Consider the following 25,583-nt stretch of genomic DNA (forward strand, 5'->3'; position numbering starts at 1 on the left):
ATCCGAATTCGCCAGAATGACCTCATATCCGGTGCGCACCTTTGAAGACGTCCGCGAAACGCTGCTGGCGAAACGCGAAATCGCATTGCTCGACGTGCGCGAGGAAGAGCCGCACGCGCAATGTCATCCGCTCTTTGCGGCGAATTTCCCGCTTGCCCGCATCGAGCTCGATGCATGGACGCGCCTGCCGCGCCGCAGCGTGCCGATCGTGGTGCTCGACAACGGCGAGGGACTGGCGGCGCGCGCGTTCGACAAGTTCGTCGCGCTCGGCTTCACAGACGTTGCGCTGCTCGCGGGCGGCCTCGACGGCTGGATTCGCGCAGGCGGAGAAGTCTTCCGCGACGTCAACGTGCCGAGCAAGGCGTTCGGCGAATTCGTCGAAGCAGAGCGGCACACGCCTTCGCTTTCGGCCGACGCGCTCGACGCCTTGCGCACGAGCGGCGAGAACGTCGTGGTGCTCGACGCGCGCCGTTTCGACGAGTACCGCACGATGAACATTCCCGGCGGCATCAGCGTGCCCGGCGCGGAGCTGGTGCTGCGCGCGCGGGCGCTCGCGCCCGATCCGGCGACGCGCATCGTCGTGAATTGCGCGGGCAGAACGCGCAGCATCATCGGTGCGCAATCGCTCGTCAATGCGAAGCTGCCCAACCCCGTTGCGGCCTTGCGCAACGGCACGATCGGCTGGACGCTCGCGGGCAAGACGCTCGAACACGGTAGTGAGCGGCGCTTCGATACCGACGCAGGGCGCGATCCGCTTACGCTCGAAGCATCGCGCCAGTCGGCGCTCGCGCTCGCGGCCCGCGCCGGCGTGCGCCGCACCTCGCTCAGCCAAGCGGCGCACTGGGCGGGCGAAGCATCGCGCACGACGTATTGCTTCGACGTGCGCACGCCGGATGAATACGAATCCGGTCATGCGCCGGGCTTTCGCGACGCGCCCGGCGGGCAGCTCGTGCAGGAAACCGAGATGTACGCGCCGGTGCGCGGCGCGCGCGTCGTGCTCTTCGACGACGACGGCGTGCGAGCGAACATGACCGCCTCATGGCTCGCGCAAATGAACATCGAAACTTATGTCGTCGATGGCGCGAATCGCGGCGATCTGACGGAAATCGGTGCGTATCGTCCACAGCGGCCGCCGCCCGCGCACTCACCGACGATCTCGCCGCAGGCGCTTGCCGCGCTTCTCGACGATCCGTCGAACGGCGTGGTGCTGCTCGACGTCGCGCCGAGCGCGAACTTCGTGAAAGCGCATATTCCCGCAGCGCACTGGATCTTGCGCTCGCATCTCGCGCCCGGTTACGACGACTTGCGCGCCCTGCCCGATGCCCGGCGCTACGTGCTGACCTGCGGCTCGGGCGTGCTGGCCGCCTTCGCTGCCGCGGATGTCGCCACGCTGACCGGCAAGCCCGTGTCCGTGCTCGACGGAGGCAATGCGGCGTGGACGCGCGCCGGTCTGCCGGCCGAAAGCGGCGAGACGAAGCTCGCGTCGCCGCGCATCGACCGCTATCGCCGGCCGTATGAGGGCGTCGGGAATGCGCGCGAAGCGATGCAGGCGTATCTCGATTGGGAATATGGCCTCGTCGCGCAACTGGAGCGAGACGGCACGCACGGATTTTTCGTGGTCTGACAGGAGCGCGCGCCCGGGCGGTTCCGGGCTTTCCCAAGATCGCATCGCGGGCGGCGCTTGTCAGGCGGCGCGATACCGCGCTCCCGGATGCGTGTCGCGCAGATACGGCCCGCGTCCCGCAAAGAGCTTCTCGCGCAAGGTGCCGTCCGCGTACGCCGTGCGATACCGTCCGCGGCTCTGCAACTCCGGCACGACCAGATCGACGAACGCATGCAGGCTCTCCGGCATGACCGTGCGGCGAAGATTGAAGCCATCGACGCCGGTTTCATCGGCCCATGCGACCAGTCGGTCCGCCACTTCTCCCGGATCGCCGACAATGAACGGCCCCCTCCCGCCGATCTGATCGAAGCGCGTCATGTCGCGCGGGGTGATCGCTCGCCCGGCGCGCTTCGTCAGGTTCTCCACGGTCGATTGCAGCGCATTGCTCTTCACATAGCGGATCGGTTCGTCGAGATCCATCGCCGCCAAGTCGATGCCCGTCCATCCCGACACGAGCACGAGTTGACCGAGCGTATCGACATATTCCGCGTATTCGGCCTGCAGTTCCCGCGCTTGCCTGGACGTTGGGGCGACCACGACGGTCGCGCCGAGATAGAGCAGTACGTCGTCGGGAGCGCGGCCGGCATCGACCGCATGCTTGCGGATATCACGCGCCGCCGCCGCGACGATGGCAGGCGTCTGACCTTCGAGAAACACGCATTCGGCATGCTTGCCCGCGAACGCCTTGCCGCGTCCCGACGCGCCGGCCTGATACAGCACCGGCGTGCGCTGCGGCGACGGCTCCGCAAGATTGAAACCATCGACGCGAAAGTACGGCCCTTCGTGCAATACGCGGCGGATCTTCGAGGGGTCCGTGTAAGGCTTGCCCGCACGCCTGTCACGCACGACCGCGCCCTCCGTCCAGCTTCCTTCCCATAACTTGTAGACGGCTTCGAGGAAGTCCTCGCCCGCCGCGTAGCGCTCCTCGTGCTCGCGCGCCTTCTCTAACCCCATGCCCCGCGCCGCGCTCTCGAGATATCCGGTGACGACATTCCAGCCCGCGCGCCCGCCCGTCAAATGATCCAGCGTCGAGAAACGCCGCGCGAACTGATAAGGATGCTCGTAGGTCAGATTGGCCGTCACGCCGAAGCCCAGGTGCTTCGTTGCATGCGCCATCGCGGGCACCGTCAGCAGCGGATCGTGCGAAGGCGATTGCGCAGCGGAGAACAGCGTCGCGTCGACGCCACCGCCGTAGACGTCGTAGATGCCGAAGACATCGGCCAGAAACACGCCGTCGAACAGGCCGCGCTCGGCAGTCTGCGCAAGCTCGACCCAGTAGCCGAGCGTGTTGTGTTCGGTAGAGCGGTCGCGCGGATGCCGCCAGAAACCGGCCCAGGAGTGCGCCGGCGCATTCATGTGAAACGCGTTGAAATGCAGATGTCTGTTCATGGTGCGCGCTCATTCTCGCGGCCGGCATGGGAAAGCGCTACACACTAGGAGCGAGGCCGCGCCTCGCCAACCAAGTTAATCGGCTAACCAAAGCGAGCGGTCGCTGCGAAACCATTCAGGCCGATGGTGATTACCTCAGCGGTCCGTCGTGCATAGCTTTCGCGAAATGATCCGTTCGTCCTGACGACATGAGCGACCAATATGGAAGGCTTCCGTCTCGGGTGCATCCGTCCATGTCCAGTCACGACCAGTTCGACGACCGGGTTTTCTGGGTCACAGGCGCATTCGGCGCGCTCGGCGCGGCCGTCGTGCGAAGACTCGTTTGCGCAGGCGCGCACGTGGTCGCGTCCTCGCGCAACATCGATGCCCCATTGTTCGTCGATTGGCCTCGCGTCGTACCCCTTTCCGTGGACGTCGCCGACGACCGGCGCGTGCGCGAGGCCTTCGCTCAGATAGACGAGCGCTTCGGGCGTCTCGATGGTCTCGTGCTCAGCACGAACGTCGGCGCGTTCGGCGACTTCCTCGACCTGAGCGACGACGACTGGCAACGCGTGATCGATGCGAAGCTGCTCGGCTCTGTGCGGCCGATCCGCGCTGCACTGCCGCGCTTCATCGCGCAGGGCAAAGGCGCGATCGTCGCGATCTCGGGCCGTGGCGGCATTGCCCCGCCGCCGAATCATTTCCCCGGTTCGAGCGTCAACGCCGCGCTCGACCTGCTCGTGCAGGGCCTCGGGCGCAAGTACGGGCCGCACGGCGTGCGCGTCAACGCGGTCGCGCCCGGTCCGATTGAGTCGCCGCGCTTCGCATCGATGACGACCGGCCAGGCCGATGCCGAACCCACGCGTCGCACCGCGCTCGACGGCCCGGGCTCGCCCGACGACGTCGCGGCGGCGGTCACCTATCTGCTCTCCGACGATGCCCGCTTCGTCACCGGCACGCGTCTCTACGTCGACGGCGGCGGCCCGCCCTACGCCTGATCATCCGATTCCGCTTCCCACTTTCAAGGACTTCTCTCTCATGTCCCGTTCCGTTTCCGCCTCGCAGTTGCGCACGCTCATCGCCCAACGCTCGGAACTCGCCGTGCTCGACGTGCGCGAGGAAGGCGTCTGTGCGCGCAGGCGTCTGTTTTATTCGTCCGTTGCGCCGGTGGGCCGTCTCGGCCTGCTGATCGATCGCCTCGTGCCGCGCCGCGGCACACCCATCGTTCTCGTGGATACGAACGGCGAGTACACGCCGCGCGCCGCCGCCTTGCTCGAACGCTGGGGCTATACCGACGTCGCGATCCTCGAAGGCGGCGTCGAAGGCTGGGCGCAGGAGGGCTTCGAAATTTTCTCGGGCACCAATGTGCCGGGCAAGGCATTCGGCGAAGTCATCGAGCACACGCTGCGCACGCCTAACATCGACGCCTTGACGCTGAAGGCCCGCCAGGATGCCGGCGACGATCTCGTCGTGCTCGACTCGCGTCCGTTCGGCGAATTCAACACGATGAGCATTCCGGGCGGCATTGATTGCGCGGGCGCGGAGCTCGTCTATCGCGCGCTCGCTGCCGTGCCGTCGCCAGATACGCTGATCGTCGTGAACTGCGCGGGCCGCACGCGCAGCATCCTCGGCGCGCAGTCGCTGATCAACGCCGGCGTGCCGAACCCCGTCGCCGCGCTCACGGGCGGCTCGATGTCGTGGCTGCTCGAAGGCCTCGAACTCGCACACGGCGAGATCCGCACCGCGCCGCGCCCCGAAGGCCAGGCGCTCGCGACCGCGCGCGAACTCGCCGCCGCAGCCGCGCGCCGCGCGCATGTGCCGGTCATCGACCGCGACACGCTCGCCGCTCTCGAGCGCGAAAGTGGCGAACGCACGCTGTATCGCTTCGACGTGCGCGATCCCCTTGAATACGAAGCAGGTCATCCGGCAGGCTGGCAAAGCGCGCCCGGCGGACAGCTCGTGCAGGCGACCGACGAATACGTCGGCACCCTGCATGCGCGCGTGGTGCTGCGCGACGACGACGGCGTGCGCGCGCGCATGACGGCGTCGTGGCTCAAGCAACTCGGCTATCTCGATGTCCGCGTGCTCGATGATGCCGCGAGCGCATCGCTCGTCGCCGAGCACGTCGAAGCCGGTGCGCAGCCCGTGCGCGTGCGTCCGCACGGAGGGCGAACACGCTGGATAGAAGCCGATGCGTTGTTGCGCGAAATCGAAGCCGACGCGGTCCAGACCATCGACATCGACAGCAGCCTCGCGTTCCGCCGCGCCCATGTGAAGGGCGCCCGTTTCGTCGCGGCGAGCGCGGTGCCCGCGCACCTGCACGATCTGCCGCGCGACACGCCCATCGTGCTCACGTCCGAAGACGGCGTGCTCGCGGGGATCGTCGCGGCGGAAATCGCGCAGACGCGCAGCGACGTGTCCGCGCTCATCGGCGGCACGCGACGCTGGCTTGCGCTCGGGCTGCCGCAGGACGCGGGCGACGCCCACAACCTGACCGGCGACGACGATGCGTGGTACAGCCCGTATCACGCACAGGCGGACCAGGTCGCCGCGCAGATGAACGCCTATCTCGCGTGGGAACTGCAACTGGTCGAACAGGTAGATCGCGATGCGATCGCGTCCATCGACGTGGTCGATTTCGGAACGTCCACCGCGCGCCGCAGCCGCGACCGGCTCGCCGACATCGCGGGGCGTGCGGCATGAACCCGGCGTTCGACGGCGCATCGGGCCCGGCTGACATCGAAGGCAGCCCGCTGCACGCGGCGTTCCGGCAGCCGCTGATCCTCGGCCTCTTCCTGCCGATCCAGAACGGCGGCTGGTCCATTTCAACGCTGCCGCGCAGCACCGACTGGCGTTTCGACTATAACGCGCGCTTGACGAAGCAGGCGGAAGCGCTCGGCTTCGATCTCGTCTTTGGGCTCGCGCAATGGCTCGGCAAAAACGGGCACGGCGGCCAGATGAAGTATCGCGAGCAGTCGCTCGATGCATTCATCGCGACGAGTGCTCTCGCCGCGATGACCGAGCGCATCATGCTGATCTCGACAGTGCATGCGCTCTACGGGCCGTGGCATCCGCTGCATCTCGCGAAGTTCGGCGCGACGCTCGATCACATCTCGAACGGGCGCTGGGGCATCAATCTCGTGACCGGCCACGTCTCGACCGAATGGGCGATGTTCGGCCAGCCGATGATCGAGCACGACGAGCGCTATGCGCGCGCGGCGGAATTCGTCGCCGTGCTCGACACGCTATGGCGCAGCGACGCAAATCTGACGATCCGCACGCCGCGCTGGCAACTCGACGATGCCTTCGTCAGCCCGCGGCCGCGCTTTCGCCGTCCGGTGCTCGTGAATGCGACGGGCTCGGATGCCGGCATCGACTATGCGGTGCGTCATTCAGACCTCGTGTTCATTACGAGTCCGGCGGGCGCCGATTTCGACGATGCCATCGGCGCCTTGCCCGCGCATACCGCGAAGATTCGCGAAGGCGCGGCGCGCGTCGAACGGCGCGTACGCACGCTGATTAACCCGACGATCGTGTGCCGTCCGACCGAGCGCGAGGCGTGGGCGTACCGCGACGCCATCGTCGCGCACGCCGATGAAGGCGCGCTCGACGGCTTCGTCGGGCAAGGCAGCCGCAGCGACGCGAAAGCGTGGGCGAACCACAAGCGCGAGCAGCGCATCCTCGGCGGCAATCTGCATCTGATCGGTTCGCCCGAGCAGATCGTCGACAAGCTGGTCGCGCTCAAACGCGCCGGCTGCGACGGCGTGCAATTGACCTTTTTCGACTTCGAACCCGACCTCGCGTATTTCGGTGAAGCGGTGCTGCCCTTGCTCGTCGAAGCAGGACTGCGCCGCGACTTGGCCGGATCCGACTCTCTTCATACGACGACATGACCACCACGGGGCCGCGGCAACTTCATCTGAACACGAACGTCACCGGCACCGGGCGGCATCCGGCGGGCTGGCGCACGCTCGACAATCCACGTTCGATCGTCGATCTGGGCTTCTTCAAGGCGATCGCCGCGACGGCCGAGCGCGGCAAGCTCGATGCGGTGTTTCTCTCCGATACCCTGTCGCTGCGCAATCACGCCGAAGGTCCGTCGCAGGCGCTGGAACCCACCGTGCTGCTGACCGCGCTCGCGGGCGCGACGCAGCACGTCGGCCTGATCGCGACGGCATCGACCACGTTCAACGATCCGTTCAATCTCGCGCGCCGCTTCGCATCGGTCGATCATTTGAGCGGCGGGCGCATCGCGTTCAATGCGGTGACGACTTACGACACGCACGCCGCCGCGAACTTCAGCCACGAGGTTCCGCTCTCGACCGAAGAGCGCTATGCGCGCGCACAGGAGTTCGTGGAAGTCGTGACGAAGCTGTGGGACAGCTGGGAGGACGATGCCTTCGTCGCCGACCGCGCGTCGGGCCGCTATGCGGATCCGTCGCGCGTGCATGCGATCGAGCATCGCGGCAAGTACTTTTCGGTGCGCGGGCCGCTGTCCGTGCCGCGCAGCCCGCAAGGGCGGCCCGTGCTCGTGCAGGCGGGCTCGTCGGAGGGCGGACGCGCGCTTGCCGCGCGCTTCGCCGACGCCGTCTTCACCGCGCAGACCACGCTTCCGACCGCGCAGGCTTTCTACGCGGAGATGAAAGAGCGCGTGCGCGCGCATGGCCGCAATCCCGATCATTTCCTGCTGCTGCCGGGGCTGTATCCGGTCGTCGGCGGAACGGAAAGGGAGGCGCGTGAACGCAAGGCCGAACTGGATGCACTGCTCGATACCGATCGTGAGATCGCGCGGCTTGCAGGCGCGCTCGGCCTCGCGCCCGACGATCTGTCGATCGATGCGCCCTTGCCCTACGATCTCATCGGCAAGGTCGCGCGTTCGGACCTGCCGCGCGGTTTCATCGATTCGACGGTCGCGCTCGCGAAGAGCGAGAACCTCACCGTGCGCGATCTGCTCGACCGTAATCCCGGCGCGCACCGGATGATCGTCGGCACGCCCGAACAGATCGCCGACGATATCGAACAATGGTTCCAGGCGCGCGCAGCGGACGGCTTCAATCTCAACGCCGACGTGTTTCCTTCGGGCCTCGCCGCTTTCGTCGATCACGTCGTGCCGATCTTGCAGCGCAAGGGCATTTTTCGCCGCGACTACGAGGGCACGACGCTGCGCGATCATCTCGGCCTGCGGCGACCGGCCAGCCAGTATGCGTCGTCGGCGCATGCCGCGTGAACATCGCGAGGACACGAACCGCATGACACAGGACACGCAACTCACGCGCGCGGCGCTCATTCGCTCGGACGATGAAGCCCTCGACACCGCGCGGCGTCTCGCCGCCGAGTTCGCCGTCGACGCCGCCGCGCGCGATCGCGATCGCCGGCTGCCGCTCGACGAGGTCGAAGTGTTCAGCGCGAGCGGCTTATGGGGCATCGGCGTGCCGCGCGCGTTCGGAGGCATCGACGTCTCCGTGCGCACCATCACGCAGGTCTTCGATACGATCTCGGCGGCGGACTCGTCGCTCGGGCAGATTCCGCAGAATCACTTCGCAACGCTCGAACGTTTGCGACACGACGGCACGCCGAGTCAGCAGGACTTCTTCTTTTCACGCGCGCTCGCCGGAGAGCGCTTCGGCAATGCGACCGCGGAGCCGGGCGACCGTTTGCCCTCGGAGCACGAGACGCGCGTGCGCCGCCGCGCGAACGGCAGCGGCTACGTGCTGACGGGCCGCAAGGTCTATTCGACGGGCGCGCTCTTCGGCACTGGATTCCCGTCGCCGCGCGCGACGACGACGGCCTTCCCGTGACCGCTTTCGTTGCACGGCATGCGCGCGGCGTCGAAGTCATCGACGACTGGTCGGGCTTCGGTCAGCGCACGACGGCGAGCGGTCAGGTGCGGCTCGACGAGGTCGAACTCGATGCGCTGCAGATCGTCGCGCGCGGACGCCGGCCGAACATCGATGCGGCCAATGCGGTGTCGCAGGTGCTGCATGCGGCGATCGATCTCGGTATCGGCCGCGCCGCACTCGACGAGACCAAGCGCTTCCTGCACGCGCTCGCGCATCCTGCGCGCGGCAGCGGTGCATCGCACGCGACCGACGACCCGTACACGCTGCGCGACATCGGCGCACTGACGGTCGATCTGCACGCGGCCGAGGCGCTGACCGCACGCGCGGCCGAGTCGATCGACCGGGCGCGCGAGCCGGACGCGCCGCGCCAGGCGGTCGCCGCCGCCATCGTCGCGACGGCGGAAGCGAAGATCGTCACGACGCGATTCGCGCTCGATGCATCGAACAAGCTGTTCGAGCTCGCGGGCACGCAGTCGACGCGCTCCGAACACCATCTGGACCGGCACTGGCGCAATGCGCGCACGCACACGTTGCACGACAGCGTGCGGTGGAAATATCATGCGGTCGGGCAGTATGCGTTGAACGATTCGCTCTGCGATCCGTTCACCTACGCGCACCCTTACACGAAGCTCGACGTGTAAGTCGAAGGGCGGGCCTTCAGAACGAAAGGCACGCCCTTTGCGCGATGCTTCAGTGCGATGCGACCGCCTGCTTGTCGAATACCGGGTTGAATTCCACGTCCACCTTGATCTGGTTCTTGATGTCGCCGGATTTATACAGCGTGTCCGCAATCTTCTGCTCGCGCGCCACGAGCTCCTTGTCGAGCGGATAGAACCGGGAACGCCCGTTCTCAGCGGAGAATTTCGCGCGCGCCGGGCTTTGCTTCATCTTGTCCAGATAAATCCGCTCGACGGCCGGGACATTCTGCGCCCACCACGTCCACGAGTTCTTCAGGCGGCCGAGGAAGTCGCCGAGCGCCTCGCTTTTCTTCGGATCGCGCAGCACGTCGGTGCAGGCGGTGAACACGGACAGCGCCGGAATATCGAGTTCGTCGCTCCTGATGATGACGCGGGCGTCGCCCTTGTCCACCGTTTCCTTGACCGGGCCGTAGCCGCCCGAATACACCGCGACCTGCCCCGCATTGAAGGCAGACGCGGACACGTTGCCGTCGCCGAACTTGACGGCCTCGAAGTCCTTGGGCTTGAGTCCGGCTTTCACATACGAGAGCACGTATTGCAGATAGTTGAAGCCGCCGAAGTTATAGCCCCACGTTTTGCCCTTGAGATCGGCGAGGTTCTTGACGTCGGCATTCTTGCGCACGACCGTGACGATAGGCGGATAGCTGCTATCAGGATTGCGCCATCCCGCGATGATCTGCAGGGGCGCGGTTTGCACGGACCACGGCGTGCGCGCGTTGCCCTGTTCGATGATGAGCGACGTATCGCCCATCAGACCGACATCGAGTACCTTCGAGTACAGCGCAGACAGTTGCGCCGCCGGACCGGTCAGCACGGCCCACTTGACCTTGTACGACGCGCCGTCGAGCACGTGCGACGCATCGACGATCAGCGGCCATGCGGCGTCCTGCGTGCCGATGGTGAGCGTCAGCGGTTCGCCTTGCGCGAACGATGCCGACGACCCCGCGACGAAACTCGCCGCGAAATAAGCGATGAAGCGTTTCTTGATACGCATGAAGGAGTGGTCTGAGTGAATGAAGTCTTTACGCCGCGCTTCTTGACGCGGCTTTCAATGCTTCGTCGTCGACGCCGAGTTCCGCGAGCAGCCGTGCGCGTAACGCGATGGCGTGCTCGTCGCCGCGCGAACGGGGTCGCGGAAAATCGACCGTCACATCCGCGCTGATCTCGCCCTGCGATAGCACGACGATGCGATCCGACAGCAGAATGGCTTCGTCGATGTCGTGCGTGACCAGCACCACCGCCGGCGTATGCGCGCGCCACAAACGCGCGACGAGCTCGTACATGCGGATGCGCGTCAGCGCATCGAGCGCGGCGAACGGTTCGTCGAGCAGAAGAAGCTTCGGCTCGCGCACGAGCGCGCGCGCGAGCGCGACGCGTTGCGCCTCGCCGCCGGAAAGCGTCTTCGGCCAGCCCTGCGCGTGGCGGGACAGCCCGACTTCGTCGAGCGCGGCGAGCGCGGACGGCTTCGCCGCACCCAGGCGGTCGTGACCGATGACGACGTTTTCCCATACGCGCTTCGCGGGCACGAGACGCGGCTCCTGGAACACCACTGAACGCGCGCTCGCGACGCGCACGCGGCCGCTGTCGGCGCGATCGAGCCCGGCGAGGATGCGCAACAGCGTCGTCTTGCCCGCGCCCGATGCGCCGAGCATCGACACGAACTGGCCGCGCCTGATCGTGAGCGAGACGTCCTTCAGCACCGCGCGCCCGGAGAACACGCGGCTCACGCAGTCGAGTTCGAGCGCCGCTTCGCGCTGCTGCAACGCGTCGAAGCGTTCGATGTCAGGCGAGTTCAAAACGCGGCCTCCACGGCAAAGCGAGATGTTCGAGCGCGCGCATCACGAGGTCGGTGACGATGCCGAGCGCCGCATATACCAGGATGCCCGCGATGATGATGTCCGCGCGCTGGTTCTGGTTCGCGTTCACGAGGATGTAGCCGATGCCGTTCTGGGCGTTGATCTGCTCGGCGACGACGAGCGCGAGCAAGGCGACGGCGCTCGAATAGCGCACGCCGACGAGGATTGACGGCAGCGCTGTCGGCAGGATGATGCGCAGCGCCATCTGCCGGCTCGACAGGCCGAAAACGCGCGCCGCTTCGAGCAGCTTCGGATCGACGCCGCGCACGCCGGCATAGGTGTTGAGATACATCGGAAAGATCGTGGCCGCGAGAATCACCGCGACCTTCGCGCCTTCACCGATGCCGAACCAGGTGATGAAGAGCGGAATCAGGGCAATGAAAGGAATAGTGCGCAGCATCTGCAGCGGCGCATCGACGATCTCCTCGCCGACGCGCCACAAGCCCGCGAAGAGACCGGCTATAAGACCGATACCGCCGCCAATGGCGAGGCCCGTCGCCGCGCGCACGAGCGACACGCCGATCGCGCTTTGCAGTTCGCCGTCCGCGACGAGTTCCTTCAGCGCCGCGACGATGACGGTCGGCGGCGGTAACGTTTCAGGCGCGACGACCTGCAGCGACGATGCAAGCTGCCACAAGACGATCAATGCAAGGGGAACGCCGACACGCAGACCGCGCGAACGCAGCGCGCTTAGCCTGACCGCGCTTGCCTGCGCCGCTTCGCGCGTGGGCAGATCGACGAGTGTGCGCGTGTCGTTTGTGCGCTTGTCGTCCCGTCCGTGGGGAGCGCCTGCATCGAGCCTTAGCGCGGCAGAAGGATAGCGGGGAACGTTCATGGGCATCCGGCGCATCTGTCCGAGAGCAAGTAGAACAAATGATGCTACGTTCGTCCCTACCCCGAGGAAACGAAGCGTTTCCCGCATGCTATGCGAGCCGAACCAGATAACTATTGCAGTCGAGAGACTATGCGGATCTCGCTTATCGCGAGAAATGGCCCGCAATACGATCCATACGCTTCCCGCTGCGCTGCTTTGCCGTGCAAGGGACCTTGTCGCCTTGCGTTACGATCGCGACATCAATTGCCGTCCCGTGAAGCTGCCACGGTTCTGGGCGATTCCCCGTATTGTCGGTCGACAAGCTAATTCTAAGTGTGCCGACAAGTTCACGAGCTTGCTGTTCGGTCCCGCCTGCACTCGACGGCAGCACGGGATCGAACCGGGCCATAGGTGCCCGTGCGCAGATCGCCGCCGATAACGATCTCGACGCAATCCGCGCGTGGCTGTCGCGCTTTATCGGCACCAAGACCACCTTCGACAACTATCGCAAGGAGGCCGAGCGTCTTCTGCTGTGGGCCGTCGTGGTGCTCGGCAAGCCGCTCTCGTCGTTGACGCACGAGGACTGTCTGCGCTATCAGCAATTCCTCGCCGATCCGCAGCCCGCCGCCGCATGGGTCGCCGGCGGCGGCCGCAGGCATCCGCGCGGCGACGCGCGCTGGCGTCCGTTCTATGGCCGCTGTGCCCCTCCAGTCGACGCCAGGCCACCGTCATTCTGAACATGATGTGTTCCATGATGTTTTCGTGGCTTGTGCAAGCCGGCTACTTGGCCGGCAATCCGCTCTCGCTGTCACGGCAGCGCGCCAGACACGTGGCGCCGCGTATCACGCGTTATTTGGAGCCAAGTCTCTGGCAGGAGGTCAAAGAGTACATCGCCACCATGCCGCGGGAACGGCCGCGCGACAACGCGCATGCCCACCGCGCGCGTTGGCTCACCACGCTGATCTACCTCGGCGGCCTGCGCATTGCCGAACTCGGCAGCAAACGATGGGACAGTTTTTCATCCGCCGAGACGCGAACTCGTCGATCCGCTGGTGGTTAGCCGTGCGCGGCAAGGGGCGGCAAGGAGCGACTCGTGCCCGGCATGCGAAATGATGATGGAGCTGTCACGCTATCGACTGCATCTGGGCATGAGCGCGCTTCCGTCACTCAAGGAAGAAACGCCCCTCGTTCTGCCGATCGGCGCGACGGCCCTCAATGAACGGACAGAGACCTGCGCCCCACTAACCCGCGCGGCACTGCACGCGATCGTGAAAGACGTGTTCGCGGGTGCGGCCGCTCGGTTCGGCACGGCGATGAGGCCTCGGCAGCCCGGGCCGACCTCCTCGAGAAAGCGTCCGCGCACTGGCTTAGGCACACCGCCGGTTCACACATGGCCGATCAGCGTGTGGATCTTCGATTGGTGCGCGACAATCTCGGCGATGCATCGTTGACTACAACCAGCCTCTACCTCCATAAATGATGATGACCGCCGCCATCAGGAAACCGAGGAAAAGCATTGAATCGATTGGTGAGCGGTTGCAGTAACGATAACGACGCCACCCGAGTCGTTCCTTCATCGCCGTATGTCCATGACCGTCGCCGTTCCGAACCTGGAGATCGCAGCTGACAAGCGCAGCGTCAGCTTCGTCCTGATTGTCCGCGGCGTGGCCGTGACCTGCGTCGTCTCGCGCGCCGCGCTAAAGACGTATTTTTTGCTCACGCAGAACGCGGACGACAATCGCACATTGAAGGCCGTGATCGATGGCTTCGACCGGATCCAAGCGATGGCACTCCGGAAAGCGCGAGCGCGCCCGGCGCCAACCGTCAGCCTCACCCGTGCCGACTTCAAGATGACGCGCTGAGTCGTCGAGGGCCGCTGTAGACTCGTCCGAGGCGACAGCGACCGTTCCTATTGAGAGGGTGCTGGTTTGGGGCTTTCCGGGAATAGACCATTAGTTGCATTACGTCGCTGACCACGGTCGATCGCACAACGCCATGGCCCGCCCTGCAACCTCCTTCCAAAGAGTCTTCGGGCACATCAAAGGGTCGCTCTCGCTTCCGCCCGCGCCCGCGTCCTTGACAGTGATCGCCAAAGCGCTGCTGCCCGGGAACAGCACGTTCGGCGTCGCGCTGAATGTCCGCCCTCGCGGACGCCCCTGGCTGGCGCACGTCAATTGACCGCATTCCCGGTGCAGTTGACCGGCGGCTTCAGGAAGCCGCCAATGCGTGTTGCCGACCCAAAGCGGCCGCTCCCACATGCGAGGCCGCGAGGCCGCGAGGCCGCTAACGAGCATATTCGGTCATTCGACCGGCCCTCCACGACGCCGCAATACAGTCGAAAGTGCCGATAGGATGAGGGATTCCCCCGATCACCAACCGCCTACGCGGCATCGAAACCATTGAGCCTAGTCGGATTCGTCACGAAGATCATCTGCTGCCGCACCGGCCTGTCGATCCAGCCCGCGATGACATCGACAAGGCCGGCGTCGTCCGGCTTGCCGGCGGTCTGCGTCGAATGCGGCCAGTCCGTGCCCCAGAGCATGCGCTCAGGGGTCGAGGCGATGAGTGCCCTGGCGACCGGCGTGACGTCTTCATAACCGGGCGCGCCCGTCCTGCTATCAACGTACGGCCCCGACAACGTGATCCACGTGTTGCCCCTCTCCATGAGACGCTGCACCGTGCGTGGCGCGTCGCTGGAAGCTCGGCCGGGCTGCAGCACATGCGCGATATGGTCGATGACGAGCGGGCAAGGCAGCGCCGCGAGATGCCGCTCCAGTTGCGAAAGCTTCGCGGCCGTGCACGGTGCCGCGCCGGCCTGCGACGTCGGCGAGGATGGCGGCCTGGAATTTCGCCGCAGCTTCTACGAGTTCATGGCTGGCTCATGCGGTGCCGTCGCATGTCGGTCGTCGTGCGACCCGTTACCCCGGCCACGCGCTCGGGTATCCAGGGGCCGCTAGTCGAATGATCCTGTCACCCACGCGCCGATGCAGCGCACGGTGTCGGCCGTCGATGAGTCTCCCCCCGCTCCATCATCCCTTGCCCAGAGGTGGCCGGCTCGGAAATCCAGCCATGTTGCTGAGCTGGGCGAGTTCGTCGGCGGCCTCGCGCAGCAGCTCGGAATACTCGTGGATCTTTTCTGCGGTCAGCCGCTTACGCGGACCCGCCAGGCTGATGACGCCGACGCAACGCGAGCCGCTGACCACGGGTACCGCGACCGCCGACATTCTCGGCGCAAACACCTCGTCGATCATTGCATAGCCGCGCACGCGCGCGGCGTGCAGGAAACCGAACAATGCTTTCAGCGTCGTCGGCGCATTAGGGCCGAATTCCTTCGGCTGACCGAAGCCCTGCTTCAGCACGAGCGCGGCCGCTTGTTCATCCGACATCGTCATGAGCCACGCGTGACCGGTCGACGTGCATGAAAGCCTGGCTGCCTGACCCATGTCGGGATCGTAACGAAAGCCTGTGCGCTGTCCGTCCGCCTTTCCGACCCAGATGATGGCTTCGCCATCCACCAGCGAAAGCCGCGCCAGTTCGCCGGTCTGCGCCGCGACACGTTCGATGATCGGCTGTGCGATGTCCGCTATGCCGGTCAGGCTCAGAAACTCGAGGCCGTTCGACGTCATGCGCATCGTGAGGATGTAGCGGCTGTTCTCGGCGAACTGACGCACATAACCGCTCTCGACCAGTTCGGCCAGCACGCGATGACATGAACTCCGCGGCATGCCTAACGCATCGGCGATCTCCAGAAGTCCCGTGCCTTCGCCTTGCGACGCGAGGAAATCCAGAATTCTCAGGCCGTTCTTCAGCGACATGATCCGTCGGTTTTTCGTGATATGAAAAGCAGTTCCGGTCCGGAACATGCGGCGTTGGCAGAGCCAACAATAACACTTGTTCGTCCCCAGAAACGAACCCCAACATCTGAGAATCCAGGAGACACCATGTCAGTTACCGCTGACCCGAACATGGCCGCGGGCGAACGATCCGCGCAGGCCCACTTGATGGCGCGTCGCGCAGTGGCGGGTGCGACCGTCGGCACGGCGCTGGAGTGGTTCGATTTCGCGCTCTACGGCGTGGTCGCAGCCACGATCTTTCCGAAGCTGTTCTTTCCATCGCTCGACCCGACCGCGTCGCTGCTTGCGTCGCTCGCCAGCTTCTGGGCAGGGCTCGCCGCGCGTCCGCTCGGCGCGGTGATCTGCGGCATGCTCGGCGACCGTTGGGGACGGCGCAACCTGATGCTCGTCACCGTTTCGGTGATGGGCGCGTCCTCGTTCATGATGGGCCTGCTGCCTACTTATCAGCAAGTCGGCATTCTTGCGCCGACCTTGCTGGTTTCGTTGCGCATCGTTCAGGGTTTCGCGCTCGGTGGGGAATCGACCGGCGCGCAACTGATGGCGGTCGAACACGCGGCCGCGAGGAAACGCGGATGGTATTCGGGCCTGCTCGGCATCTGCTCGCCGCTCAGCCAGATTCTGGCGAATTTCTCGCTCTTCGCACTGTCCGCCCTGCTTTCGGCCGATGACTTCGAATCGTTCGGATGGAGAATCCCGTTCCTCGCCAGTTTCGTGCTCGTGCTGCTGGGCATCTATATCCGCATGAAGGTCAGCGAGACTCCGGCCTTCGAGGCGCTGAAGAAGAAGGGCGAAGGCGCGCGCGCCGCCAATCCGCTCGGCATCGTCTTCAAGTTTCACTGGCGGACCGCACTGCGTCTGACACTGTTCTTCTGCGGCCCGGCGGCGCTTTTCTACCTGATCGTGGTCTTCTCGCTGAGCTATCTCACGAAGAACCTCGGGGTGCCCAAGCAGACCGGCTTCATGCTGTTGATGGTGGCCAATGTCTGTGCCATTGTGGGTGCGCTCGCGGGCGGCTATCTGAGCGACCGGATCGGGCGCAAAGGCGCGCTGATGATCGGCTCGTTCTGTACGCTCGTCTGCTGTCTGATTTATTTCCCGATCCTCAACCAGCACTCGGTCGCCATGACGATGGCCGTGATGGGCGCATTTCTCGGCTTCACGCAGTTCCAGAGCGGCATCCAGCCGGTATGGTTCGCCGAATCCTTCCCGACCGAAGCGCGTTACACGGGGTCCGCGCTGTCGTACTCGGGCGCCAATCTGCTCACCGGCGGCCCCATGCCGATCGTCGCGGTGGCCCTCCTCAATGCCTTTCACGGTTCGCCGTGGGCCATCGTCGCTGTCTGTGGCTCGCTGAACCTGCTCTCCTTCCTCATGATCGCCACGTCGCGGGAAACCAAGGACACGGCCCTCGAACGCAGCGCCACACATTGAAACCATGACTCGCAAACTCTATATCCTCAACGGCTCGAACCTGAACATGCTGGGCCTGCGCGAACCGCACCTTTACGGCCATACGACGCTGAAGGACATCGAACAAAACTGCCTAGCGCTTGCCGAGGATCTCAAGTTCGATTGCGTCTTCCGTCAGACCAACAGCGAAAGCCAACTGATCGACTGGATCCAGGAAGCATTTCTGCAGGACGCCGCGCTCATCATCAACCCGGCCGGCTTTTCGTTCGGGCGGATTCCCGTACTCGACGCAGTCAAGCTGATCCGCCAGCCGGTGGTGGAAGTGCATATCACGAACATTCATCGGCGCTCCGAGGAATACCGTCACTCGACCATCTCGGTGGCCGCTACCGCGGTGATCTGCGGGGCGGGCGCGAACGGGTACTTGCTGGCGGTTCGCGCCGTCGATGACCTTTGGTCCGCTGAGAGCTAATGCTTGACTGAATCATCGCGCGGTCTGTCGTTCAGCGCGGTCCAGACCTCGCCGGCATCGCTGTCGAGTTCTCTTTCGCGCCATTCGATGTCGCGGTAGTCAGCCGTCACAGATAGTCTTCGACAACGTTGAGCGAGGCGAACGAAAGCACCAAGATGCCGTCGATCGCCTCGCCCTCGGGCGCGTAACGACGCAAGTCCGATAGTCGTCAGGAAGTGTCCCGCACCCTCGCCCCCTTCCGATCAACCTCACGTTCCCCTCCGCAGAAACAGGCGCGCCCTCTGCGTCATGCACAATATCGGCATCTAAGAACGCGGAGAATGGCCCGTGGGCGTCAACTTCGACCTCAACGACTTGCAGGCATTCAGAGCTGTGGTGGAACTGGGCAGCTTTCGAAAGGCAGCCGAGGCGGTGAACATCTCCCAGCCAGCCCTGAGCCGCCGGATCGACAAGCTGGAGGAAGCGCTCGGCGTCCGTCTCTTCGAACGCACCACGCGCAGCGTGACGCTCACGACTGTCGGCCGGGCATTTGCGCCGAGCGCGGAACAGCTGCTGGACGATCTCGATGTCGCCCTGCTCGGCATCCGCGATGTCTCATCGAGCCGATTGGGTCATGTCACCATTGCCTGTGTGCCATCCGTGGCCTACTACTTTCTCCCGAGCGCGGTTGCGAGCTTCCATCGCCGATTTCCGCGCATCAGGGTGAAATTATTCGATGCGAGCGCGAACGAGGTGCTCTCCGCCGTTCTCAGCGGCGAGGCTGATTTCGGCGTCAGCTTCATGGGAAGCCAGGAGTCCGAGGTCGACTTCAAAGTGCTGCTGCAGGAGCAGTTCGTCGCGGCTTGCCGTCGTGACCACCCGCTCGCGCGCAAGAAACGCGTGACCTGGAACGAACTCTACGAGCACGAATACGTTTCCGTGGACAAGACGTCGGGCAATCGTCTGTTGCTCGATCAGGCTCTTTCGGCCGTGTCGCCGCGCGCGCCGAGCGTGTGCGAAACGCGTCACGTCACGACCATGCTCGGTCTAGTGGAAGCGGGCCTCGGCGTGGCCGCCGTACCGTCGATGGCCATGCCTGGACGAAATCATCACATCCTCACGAGTGTGCCGCTGGTGGATCCTGTCGTGAAGCGGCGAGTAGGCATTGTGAGGCGCCGCGGACGTACGCTCACGCCAGCCGCGCAGGAGTTTCATCAAACGATTCTGGATATAAGAGGCGATGTCGCAAGCAGCGGCACATTGACCGACGACGTAGCGCGCAAAGCGCGCCCGAGCAGGAAGCCCGCGTCGTGAGGGTGGCGAGAACGCTCCGTCTGCTCTATGTGCAGGTCGTGCTGGGCATGTTGCTCGGCATGGCGCTCGGGCACTTCTGGCCGCAAGCCGGCTCGCTCCTCAAGCCTGTCAGCGACGGCTTCGTCGGCCTCGTAAGGATGATGATCACGCCGATCGTCTTCTGCACGATCGTCTCCGGAATCACCTCTGTGGCGAGCGGAAAGGCAATCGGTCGCGTGATCTTCCGGGCGCTGGGACTCTTCTATTTTCTGACTGCCGTGGCGCTCGCGCTGGGACTCATCACGGCCTTTACGATGCGGCCCGGCGCGGGCATGCATATCGACGCCCGAGGTCTCGATACGACAATCCTCGCGCAGTATGTGAAGCAGGCGCATCCGGATGGCTTCGTCGCCTTCGCACTGAACGTCATCCCCGATACGATGCTTGGCGCCTTCGAGAAAGGCGAGGTGCTGCCGGTGCTGCTGCTCTCGCTGCTTTTCGGCTTCGCACTCAATCTGCATCCGCGTTCAGGCCGGCCTGTGCTCGCGCTCATCGATGGCATCGCGCAGGCGCTGTTTCGCATCCTCGCAATGATCATGCGGCTTGCGCCGCTCGGCGCATTCGGCGCGATGGCTTTCACGGTGGGTCGCTTCGGGATTCATTCGGTCGGCTCCCTCGGCATGTTGATGGTCTCGTTCTACCTGGCATGCGTGCTGTTCGTCGCGCTTGTCCTCGCTCCGCTCGCGCGCCTGCACGGCTTCGCGCTGTGGCGGCTCTTGCGTTTTCTGCGCGAGGAATTGCTCATTGTCCTGGCGACTTCGTCGACGGAACCGGTGTTGCCGCGCCTGCTCACGAAGCTGGAGATGCTCGGCTGCGACAAGGGCGTCGTCGGACTTGTGTTGCCCGCGGGCTATTCTTTCAATCTCGACGGCACCGCGATCTATCTGACGCTGGCTTCCATGTTCATCGCGCAGGCGTGCGACGTCTCGCTCGGTGCGTCGCAGATCGCGATGATGCTCGCGGTCATGCTGCTGACGTCCAAAGGAGCGGCGGGCGTGGCCGGGAGCGGCCTGGTGGCGCTCGTCGCGACGCTGGCCGTAATTCCGGATCTCCCTCTGGCGGGAGTGGCGCTACTGGTGGGTATCGACCGCTTCATGTCCGAAGCGCGGGCGCTCACGAGCGTGGTCAGCAACGCGTGCGCGGTGATCTTCGTTTCGATGTGGGATGGCGCCTGCGATCGCGCGCGTCTTGCGCAAATGCTGCGCGCGCCGGCGCCGGGCGACGCCACACAGGACCACGCAAGCAGTACCTCGGGAAGCTGACGGCGAAGGTTAGATCAATGCGCGGCGACGCTATCGAGCCCGGTCGATTTCACATCGGCCTGCACGCCGGGCGACGCCAGATAGTCGAGGAGCGCCTTTGCTTCCTTCGGATGCTGCGCGCTCACCGGAATGCCGGCGGCAAAACGCGTGACAGACTGCAAAGACTCCGGAATCTTTCCGACGAACGTCGCGCCCTTGACCGGCAGTAACTCGCTCACCTGCTGAAAGCCGATCTCGTAATCGCCGTTCGCGACAACCGAGGCCACCGGTATGCGCGGAATCATCTTCGCCTTGGGTTTGACCTGATCCTCGATACCGAGCTTCGTGAACAGTTCCCGCTCGATATAGACACCGCTCGCGCTGTCGGAGTAGGCGATCGACTTGGCATGCAGCAGAGTCTGCCGGAGGCCTTCCGCCGAGCTGATGTCGGGCTTGGCCGCGCCGTCGCGCACGACCATGCCGATACGCGAGTCCGCCAGTTCCACGCGCGATGCGGGCACGACCTTGCCCTGCCGGATCAGCTCGTCGAGCGCATAACCGACCATGATGACGGCGTCGGCCGGCTCGCCGCGTTCGAGGCGATTGGGAATGGCTTCGGGCGATTTGCCCATCGACGGACCCAGCGCGGTGTCGAGCGTGTTGCCCGTCTCGGACGCGAACCGGGGACCGAGCACCTTGTACGCCGCGGTGAAGCCACCCGAACTCATCACGTGCAGGTCGGCGGCCTGTACGCTGGACGCAACGGCCGAGGTGGCGATGAGCGCCGCCGCGCATAGTTTGGAAAGCACGTTTTTCATGATCGAAGTCGTGTAGGGTTCGATAGACGCTTTTTGCAACGAGCGTCGCGTCAGTGCGCCGGAGTCAGCGTTGCTGCGCGCCGGCGATAGAGCGCGAACGTCGCCAGAAGCGCGCAGCCGGCGGCGAAGCTCATCCAGTATCCGGGTGCCGCCTTGTCGCCGGTCATGTGAATGAGCGCCGTCGAGATGGCTGGCGTGAAGCCGCCGAACACCGCCGTCGCAAGGCTGTATGCAAGCGAAAAGCCCGCCACGCGCACCTCGACCGGCATCACTTCGGTCAGCGAGACGACCATCGCGCCGTTATACATGCCGTACATGAATGAGAGCCAAAGCAGCACGAACAGCATGTTGATGAAGCTCGGCGCGTGGGCGAGTATCGACAGTGCGGGGTATGCGGTTGCGATAGCGAGCAACGTCATGCCGACGAGCAGCGGCCTGCGGCCGATCTTGTCCGAGAGCGCCCCGCCGATCGGCAGCCACACGAAGTTCGACACGGCTACGCACAAGGTCACGAGCAGACTGTCCGCCGTGCTCAGATGCAGGACCGTCTTGCCGAAAGTCGGCGCATACACCGTGATGAGATAGAAGCTCGAGGTAGTCATCGCCACCAGCATCATGCCGGCGATCACGGCGGCCCAGTTGTGCGCCAGCGTGCGGAACACTTCCTTCATGCTCGGGCGATGCTGGCGTGCCTTGAACTCCTGCGTTTCTTCCAGATTGCGACGCAGCATGAAGATGAACGGCACGATCATGCAGCCGACGAAAAACGGCACGCGCCATCCCCAGCTCGCGATGGCCGCGGTGTCGAGGGACTGGTTGAGCGCAAAGCCAAGCGCCGCGGCAACGACGATCGCAACCTGCTGGCTCGCGGACTGCCAGCTCGTGAAGAAGCCCTTGCGGCCAGGCGTGGCCATCTCCGCGAGATAGACCGACACGCCACCCAGTTCAGCGCCTGCGGAGAACCCCTGCAGCAAACGTCCGACGAGCACGAGCGCGGGTGCCAGAAGACCGATGGTCGCATAGCCCGGCACGAATGCGATCAGGATGGTGCCGCTCGCCATGATGGAAAGCGTGACGATCAGACCCTTGCGGCGGCCGACATCGTCGATGTAGGCGCCAAGCACGATCGCGCCCAGCGGACGCATCAGGAATCCGGCGCCGAACACCGCGAACGTCATCATCAGCGAAGCGAATTCACTCGATGCCGGAAAGAACACGCCGGCGATTTGCGTCGCGTAGAAGCCGAACAGGAAGAAGTCGAACTGCTCCAGGAAATTGCCGGCCGTTACGCGGAAAACCGCCGCAGCCTTTGAATGTCCCGGCGAAAGGGTCGAAGGTGAGGGATGCATCGATGTGTCTCCTGAAGTCCCGAAATTTGCGGTCTGTCCGCTCTTGTATTTCAGGGATGATGGCTTGTCGCCATCAAAACGATAAGTGCAATGTTCTCAACGATTGATGTTCGGTGGTTATCAATCGCCGGAAACGGTCGGCTCGGCCGACCTCCCGGATGTCAGCGCTCAGGCCACGAAACGGCACTGTGAAGCGGGCGTGCGCGTGTCCATGTTGCGGCCGCGGTTCAGGTGATCGTCGATTTCCGCGGCGCAGCCGAGCATGCGCGGATACAGAAAGATCGTGAACGCGGCAGTTTCGAGATCCGCCTCGCTGAATGCGCCGCGCTTCAGCGGCTGCCACAGCATTTTCAGCAGCAGCGCGGCGATCACGGCATCGACATTCACGCAGTAGACGTTGCGCGAGACGCCCGCGTCGAACAAGGCCTGCACCAGCGCGCGGTAGTACGCATGAAACGCGTTGTACTCGCCTCGCGCCTCGTACAGCTCGGCGATGAACACCTCGCGCGGATCGAGATTCACCGGCTTGTCCTTGAAAACCGGGTGATTGACGCCCGGCAGCTTGGCAATGTCGAGGCTGCCGGCCTGCTTCTGGCTCGCCTTGTATCGCGCGTAATGCTCGACGGAACGCAGCGCGAGCGCTTCGAGATCGACGCCGTGATGCGGGTCCGCGGGATCGTCGAGGGCGCTGTCGCGAAACGCATCGTTGAGAAAGGCGATGCCTTCGTAGCCGTTGCCACCGTGCGTATAGCCGGTGTGCGTCAGAAAACCGGTCAGCGCCTTGTTCAATTGCACGCGTTCGGGCGATTCGGGGCCATCGGCCGATACCGCGCCCTTCGCGCCTTGCGCCGAGATCGCGCCCGGTCCGTTCGTGAGCAGCAATCCGGTCAGCGTCCTGAAAGCGAACAGGTCGTCGGCGGACGGTTCGAGGCCGAGCAGCGCCGCGAACGCGATTTCCGTCAGCGAGCGCTCGCCGAACAACGCCTCGGTGGAGAGGTCGCAGAAGCTGTCCGGACGATGGCGCGACGCGTCCGCCGACGCGCCGATCAGCGTGCCGAAGAGCGTCGTCCACCATGGCAGGCTCTCCGCCGTCAGACGCGAGATGCGCTTGCGCATGAGCGGGCCCCAGGCGAGTGTCGTCGTGATTGCCGCGAGCACGGCGTCCGCGCGCGGATGGCCCGGGCCGCCGGCAATCCATCGCACGAACACGGAACTCACGCCACGAGCGGCAAGGCCGGCGAGCATGGCTTCGGCCTTCGGATCGGGCTCATCGGAAAACAGTGTCGCGCTGCCTTCGGTGTCGATCGCGTCGATGTCGAAGTCGTCGTCGAACGCGTCAACGAGTTTTGCCGCGGCGAAGCGGTCGATCATCAGCCTGGCCGCCTCGCGCGCCGCTCGCTGGCGATTCGGCCCGACGATCGCGGCGGCGGCGGCGAGCACCGCGTTGGGCGCATTGCCCGCCTCCCGCGCCGCCTGCGCCGCGCCCAGTTCAGGCGTGCCGTACAGGTTCACCGCCGCGCCGACCGCGACGTTCATGAGTTTCTCGTCGTTCGCGCCGCCGAACTCGTGCAACAGCGCGAGGCAGACGTTCGCTTCGAAGGAATGCTTTGCCGCTTCGAGCATCGATAGGCCGTGCAGGCTGCTCACCTGAGTCTTCGCATCCATCTGCGAGGCGCCCGATGCATCCTTCAATGGCTGACGCGGCGGAATCGCGCCGATCTGGTCGTTCACACGCGCGACTTGTTCGTCATAGGGCGCGACAGCTTTCACCACCGCAAGCGCGAGATCGTCGGGCAATTGGAGCCCCTGATCGGAGCCGAACCACGGCTTGAGCGCGAGATTGCCCTCGGGCTCGAAGTCGGGCAATGTGGCGTTCGCCCGCATTACCGCCGTGAGCGCGGCGGGAATATGAGCGATGTTCGTCACCACCGCGCCCTTCGCCGAGCAGCACGGATCGCCGGGTGTGAAGAGCCGTTCGACGCCGAATTTCTCCTTGAACCAGCGTTCCTTTGCGAGCGCATCGTCGGCGCCGCCCGCCATGGCGCCGGCATGTCCCACCGCGCGCGTCAGACGGCTTTTCCAGCGGCCCACCACGCACGCGACCACGGGTTTCGTGAAGTCTGCGTCGGCCTCGTAGTAACCGCCGGGCTCGCAGTACAACACGGCTGCCTTGCTACGCGCGTCGTTTGCAAGCGCGAAGGCGAATTCCGGCGCGGCATAGTGGATGTAGACGTCCTTCCCGCTGGAAATGACCGTCGAAGTGCCCCAGCCGCTCATGCGCAGGTACTGCGCAATCGTGGTGCTGAAGCCGCCGGAGTTCGAGAAGATCGCAATCGACCCCTGGCGCAAGGTCGCGCCCGGATCGTCGCCGCCGAGCGCGCCGCCGATGCGCACGCGCTGCCAGGAGTCCGCCACGCCCAGCCCGTTTGCGCCGAAGATGTCGATGCCCGCCTGCTGGCCCATGGCGCGGATCTCACGCGCATCGTGCACGGCGATCTTCTCCGTGATGATGAAGATCTTGCGCAGATCAGGATTCACGCGGATCAGTTCAGCCACGCCGTCGCGCGCTGCCGAAGGCGGCAGATAGACCACGCCGCAGTTGAACCGATGCCCGGCCTCCAGCCCTTCTCTTACGTTGTTGAAGACCGGGATATCGCCTGCGGGCGTCGCAAGCACCTGTCCGCCTTTGCCGGGCGCCGTGCCGAAGACGACATTTCCTCCCGAGAAAGCGTGGCTCACCGGCGTCACGTCCGATGATTCGCCACCAAGAATATTGAGCACGCAGACGCGGTCTTCGCGCGTTGCGATATCCGCCAGCGACTGAATTCCGACGAAGTATTTGAAACGACTATTGCCTTGCTTGTGCAT

At 64.9% G+C, this 25,583-nt stretch carries 18 protein-coding genes and 4 pseudogenes; 12 read left to right on the forward strand and 10 right to left on the reverse strand.

Annotated elements, in window-relative coordinates:
* The first annotated feature begins 16 nt into the window (after positions 1-16).
* On the forward strand, positions 17-1,624 hold the full coding sequence (locus NCR37_RS17980; RefSeq protein WP_250474193.1) for a rhodanese homology domain-containing protein: 1,608 nt from the start codon (positions 17-19) through the stop codon (positions 1,622-1,624).
* A gap of 60 nt (positions 1,625-1,684) precedes the next feature.
* Here NCR37_RS17980 and NCR37_RS17985 read toward each other — a convergent pair whose 3' ends face one another.
* Positions 1,685-3,052, reverse strand: a complete 1,368-nt coding sequence (locus NCR37_RS17985; RefSeq protein WP_250474194.1) for an LLM class flavin-dependent oxidoreductase — start codon at positions 3,050-3,052, stop codon at positions 1,685-1,687.
* 233 nt (positions 3,053-3,285) lie between these two features.
* Between NCR37_RS17985 and NCR37_RS17990 the strand changes: the two genes are divergently transcribed.
* From NCR37_RS17990 to NCR37_RS18010, 5 genes and pseudogenes are all read left to right on the forward strand, one after another.
* Positions 3,286-4,029, forward strand: a complete 744-nt coding sequence (locus tag NCR37_RS17990) for an SDR family NAD(P)-dependent oxidoreductase (RefSeq protein ID WP_250474195.1) — start codon at positions 3,286-3,288, stop codon at positions 4,027-4,029.
* A gap of 40 nt (positions 4,030-4,069) precedes the next feature.
* Entirely contained in the window at positions 4,070-5,734 is a 1,665-nt protein-coding gene (locus tag NCR37_RS17995; RefSeq protein ID WP_250474196.1) for a rhodanese-like domain-containing protein, read from the forward strand.
* A complete protein-coding gene (locus NCR37_RS18000) occupies positions 5,731-6,924 on the forward strand; it encodes an LLM class flavin-dependent oxidoreductase (protein ID WP_250474197.1) in 1,194 nt (397 codons plus the stop codon). Before NCR37_RS17995 ends, NCR37_RS18000 begins: the two co-directional genes overlap by 4 nt.
* The gene (locus NCR37_RS18005) at positions 6,921-8,258 is read left to right on the forward strand and encodes an LLM class flavin-dependent oxidoreductase (protein WP_250474198.1); all 1,338 of its coding nucleotides are present in this window, start codon (positions 6,921-6,923) and stop codon (positions 8,256-8,258) included. Before NCR37_RS18000 ends, NCR37_RS18005 begins: the two co-directional genes overlap by 4 nt.
* A 22-nt stretch (positions 8,259-8,280) precedes the next feature.
* A pseudogene (locus NCR37_RS18010) lies at positions 8,281-9,512 on the forward strand (SfnB family sulfur acquisition oxidoreductase).
* A gap of 49 nt (positions 9,513-9,561) precedes the next feature.
* Here the strand turns inward: NCR37_RS18010 and NCR37_RS18015 are convergent.
* Genes NCR37_RS18015 through NCR37_RS18025 form a run of 3 tightly spaced genes read right to left on the reverse strand, consistent with a single transcriptional unit; the run spans position 9,562 to position 12,260 of the window.
* On the reverse strand, positions 9,562-10,563 hold the full coding sequence (locus NCR37_RS18015) for an ABC transporter substrate-binding protein (protein ID WP_250474199.1): 1,002 nt from the start codon (positions 10,561-10,563) through the stop codon (positions 9,562-9,564).
* 28 nt (positions 10,564-10,591) lie between these two features.
* Positions 10,592-11,365, reverse strand: coding sequence for an ABC transporter ATP-binding protein (locus NCR37_RS18020; RefSeq protein WP_250474200.1), 774 nt, complete (start codon positions 11,363-11,365; stop codon positions 10,592-10,594).
* Entirely contained in the window at positions 11,352-12,260 is a 909-nt protein-coding gene (locus NCR37_RS18025) for an ABC transporter permease (protein ID WP_250474201.1), read from the reverse strand. Before NCR37_RS18025 ends, NCR37_RS18020 begins: the two co-directional genes overlap by 14 nt.
* 287 nt (positions 12,261-12,547) lie before the next feature.
* Here NCR37_RS18025 and NCR37_RS18030 point away from each other — a divergent pair.
* Together NCR37_RS18030 and NCR37_RS18035 are read left to right on the forward strand one after the other, a co-directional pair.
* A pseudogene (locus NCR37_RS18030) lies at positions 12,548-13,759 on the forward strand (tyrosine-type recombinase/integrase).
* A gap of 69 nt (positions 13,760-13,828) precedes the next feature.
* Entirely contained in the window at positions 13,829-14,101 is a 273-nt protein-coding gene (locus tag NCR37_RS18035; protein WP_250474202.1) for a DUF1488 family protein, read from the forward strand.
* Positions 14,102-14,619: 518 nt separating this feature from the next.
* Here NCR37_RS18035 and NCR37_RS18040 read toward each other — a convergent pair.
* From NCR37_RS18040 to NCR37_RS18050, 3 genes and pseudogenes are all read right to left on the reverse strand, one after another.
* A pseudogene (locus NCR37_RS18040) lies at positions 14,620-15,030 on the reverse strand (amidohydrolase family protein); the annotation flags it as partial.
* Positions 15,029-15,115: pseudogene (locus NCR37_RS18045) on the reverse strand (RraA family protein); the annotation flags it as partial. The pseudogenes NCR37_RS18045 and NCR37_RS18040, both read right to left, overlap by 2 nt.
* A gap of 153 nt (positions 15,116-15,268) precedes the next feature.
* Complete coding sequence (locus NCR37_RS18050; RefSeq protein ID WP_250474203.1) at positions 15,269-16,054, reverse strand: IclR family transcriptional regulator; 786 nt, start codon at positions 16,052-16,054, stop codon at positions 15,269-15,271.
* A 186-nt stretch (positions 16,055-16,240) separates the two neighbouring features.
* On the opposite strand from NCR37_RS18050, the gene NCR37_RS18055 reads away from it, so the two are divergent.
* The 4 genes from NCR37_RS18055 to dctA all read left to right on the forward strand — a co-directional run bounded on the left by NCR37_RS18055 (position 16,241) and on the right by dctA (position 20,569).
* Complete coding sequence (locus NCR37_RS18055) at positions 16,241-17,524, forward strand: MFS transporter (RefSeq protein ID WP_250474252.1); 1,284 nt, start codon at positions 16,241-16,243, stop codon at positions 17,522-17,524.
* A 4-nt stretch (positions 17,525-17,528) separates the two neighbouring features.
* Positions 17,529-17,975, forward strand: coding sequence for a type II 3-dehydroquinate dehydratase (locus tag NCR37_RS18060; RefSeq protein ID WP_250474204.1), 447 nt, complete (start codon positions 17,529-17,531; stop codon positions 17,973-17,975).
* 327 nt (positions 17,976-18,302) lie between these two features.
* Positions 18,303-19,268: a LysR family transcriptional regulator gene (locus tag NCR37_RS18065; protein ID WP_250474205.1), complete on the forward strand. Its 966-nt coding sequence runs from the start codon at positions 18,303-18,305 to the stop codon at positions 19,266-19,268.
* Positions 19,265-20,569: a C4-dicarboxylate transporter DctA gene (gene dctA / locus NCR37_RS18070; protein WP_250474206.1), complete on the forward strand. Its 1,305-nt coding sequence runs from the start codon at positions 19,265-19,267 to the stop codon at positions 20,567-20,569. Before NCR37_RS18065 ends, dctA begins: the two co-directional genes overlap by 4 nt.
* 14 nt (positions 20,570-20,583) lie before the next feature.
* Here dctA and NCR37_RS18075 read toward each other — a convergent pair whose 3' ends face one another.
* The 3 genes from NCR37_RS18075 to NCR37_RS18085 all read right to left on the reverse strand — a co-directional run bounded on the left by NCR37_RS18075 (position 20,584) and on the right by NCR37_RS18085 (position 25,583).
* Complete coding sequence (locus NCR37_RS18075) at positions 20,584-21,366, reverse strand: substrate-binding domain-containing protein (protein WP_250474207.1); 783 nt, start codon at positions 21,364-21,366, stop codon at positions 20,584-20,586.
* A 50-nt stretch (positions 21,367-21,416) separates the two neighbouring features.
* The gene (locus tag NCR37_RS18080) at positions 21,417-22,715 is read right to left on the reverse strand and encodes an MFS transporter (RefSeq protein ID WP_250474208.1); all 1,299 of its coding nucleotides are present in this window, start codon (positions 22,713-22,715) and stop codon (positions 21,417-21,419) included.
* A 168-nt stretch (positions 22,716-22,883) separates the two neighbouring features.
* Positions 22,884-25,583: a CoA-binding protein gene (locus tag NCR37_RS18085; RefSeq protein ID WP_250474209.1), complete on the reverse strand. Its 2,700-nt coding sequence runs from the start codon at positions 25,581-25,583 to the stop codon at positions 22,884-22,886.

The organism is Caballeronia sp. GAFFF1 (assembly GCF_023630705.1).
In the GTDB taxonomy this organism is placed as follows: domain Bacteria; phylum Pseudomonadota; class Gammaproteobacteria; order Burkholderiales; family Burkholderiaceae; genus Caballeronia.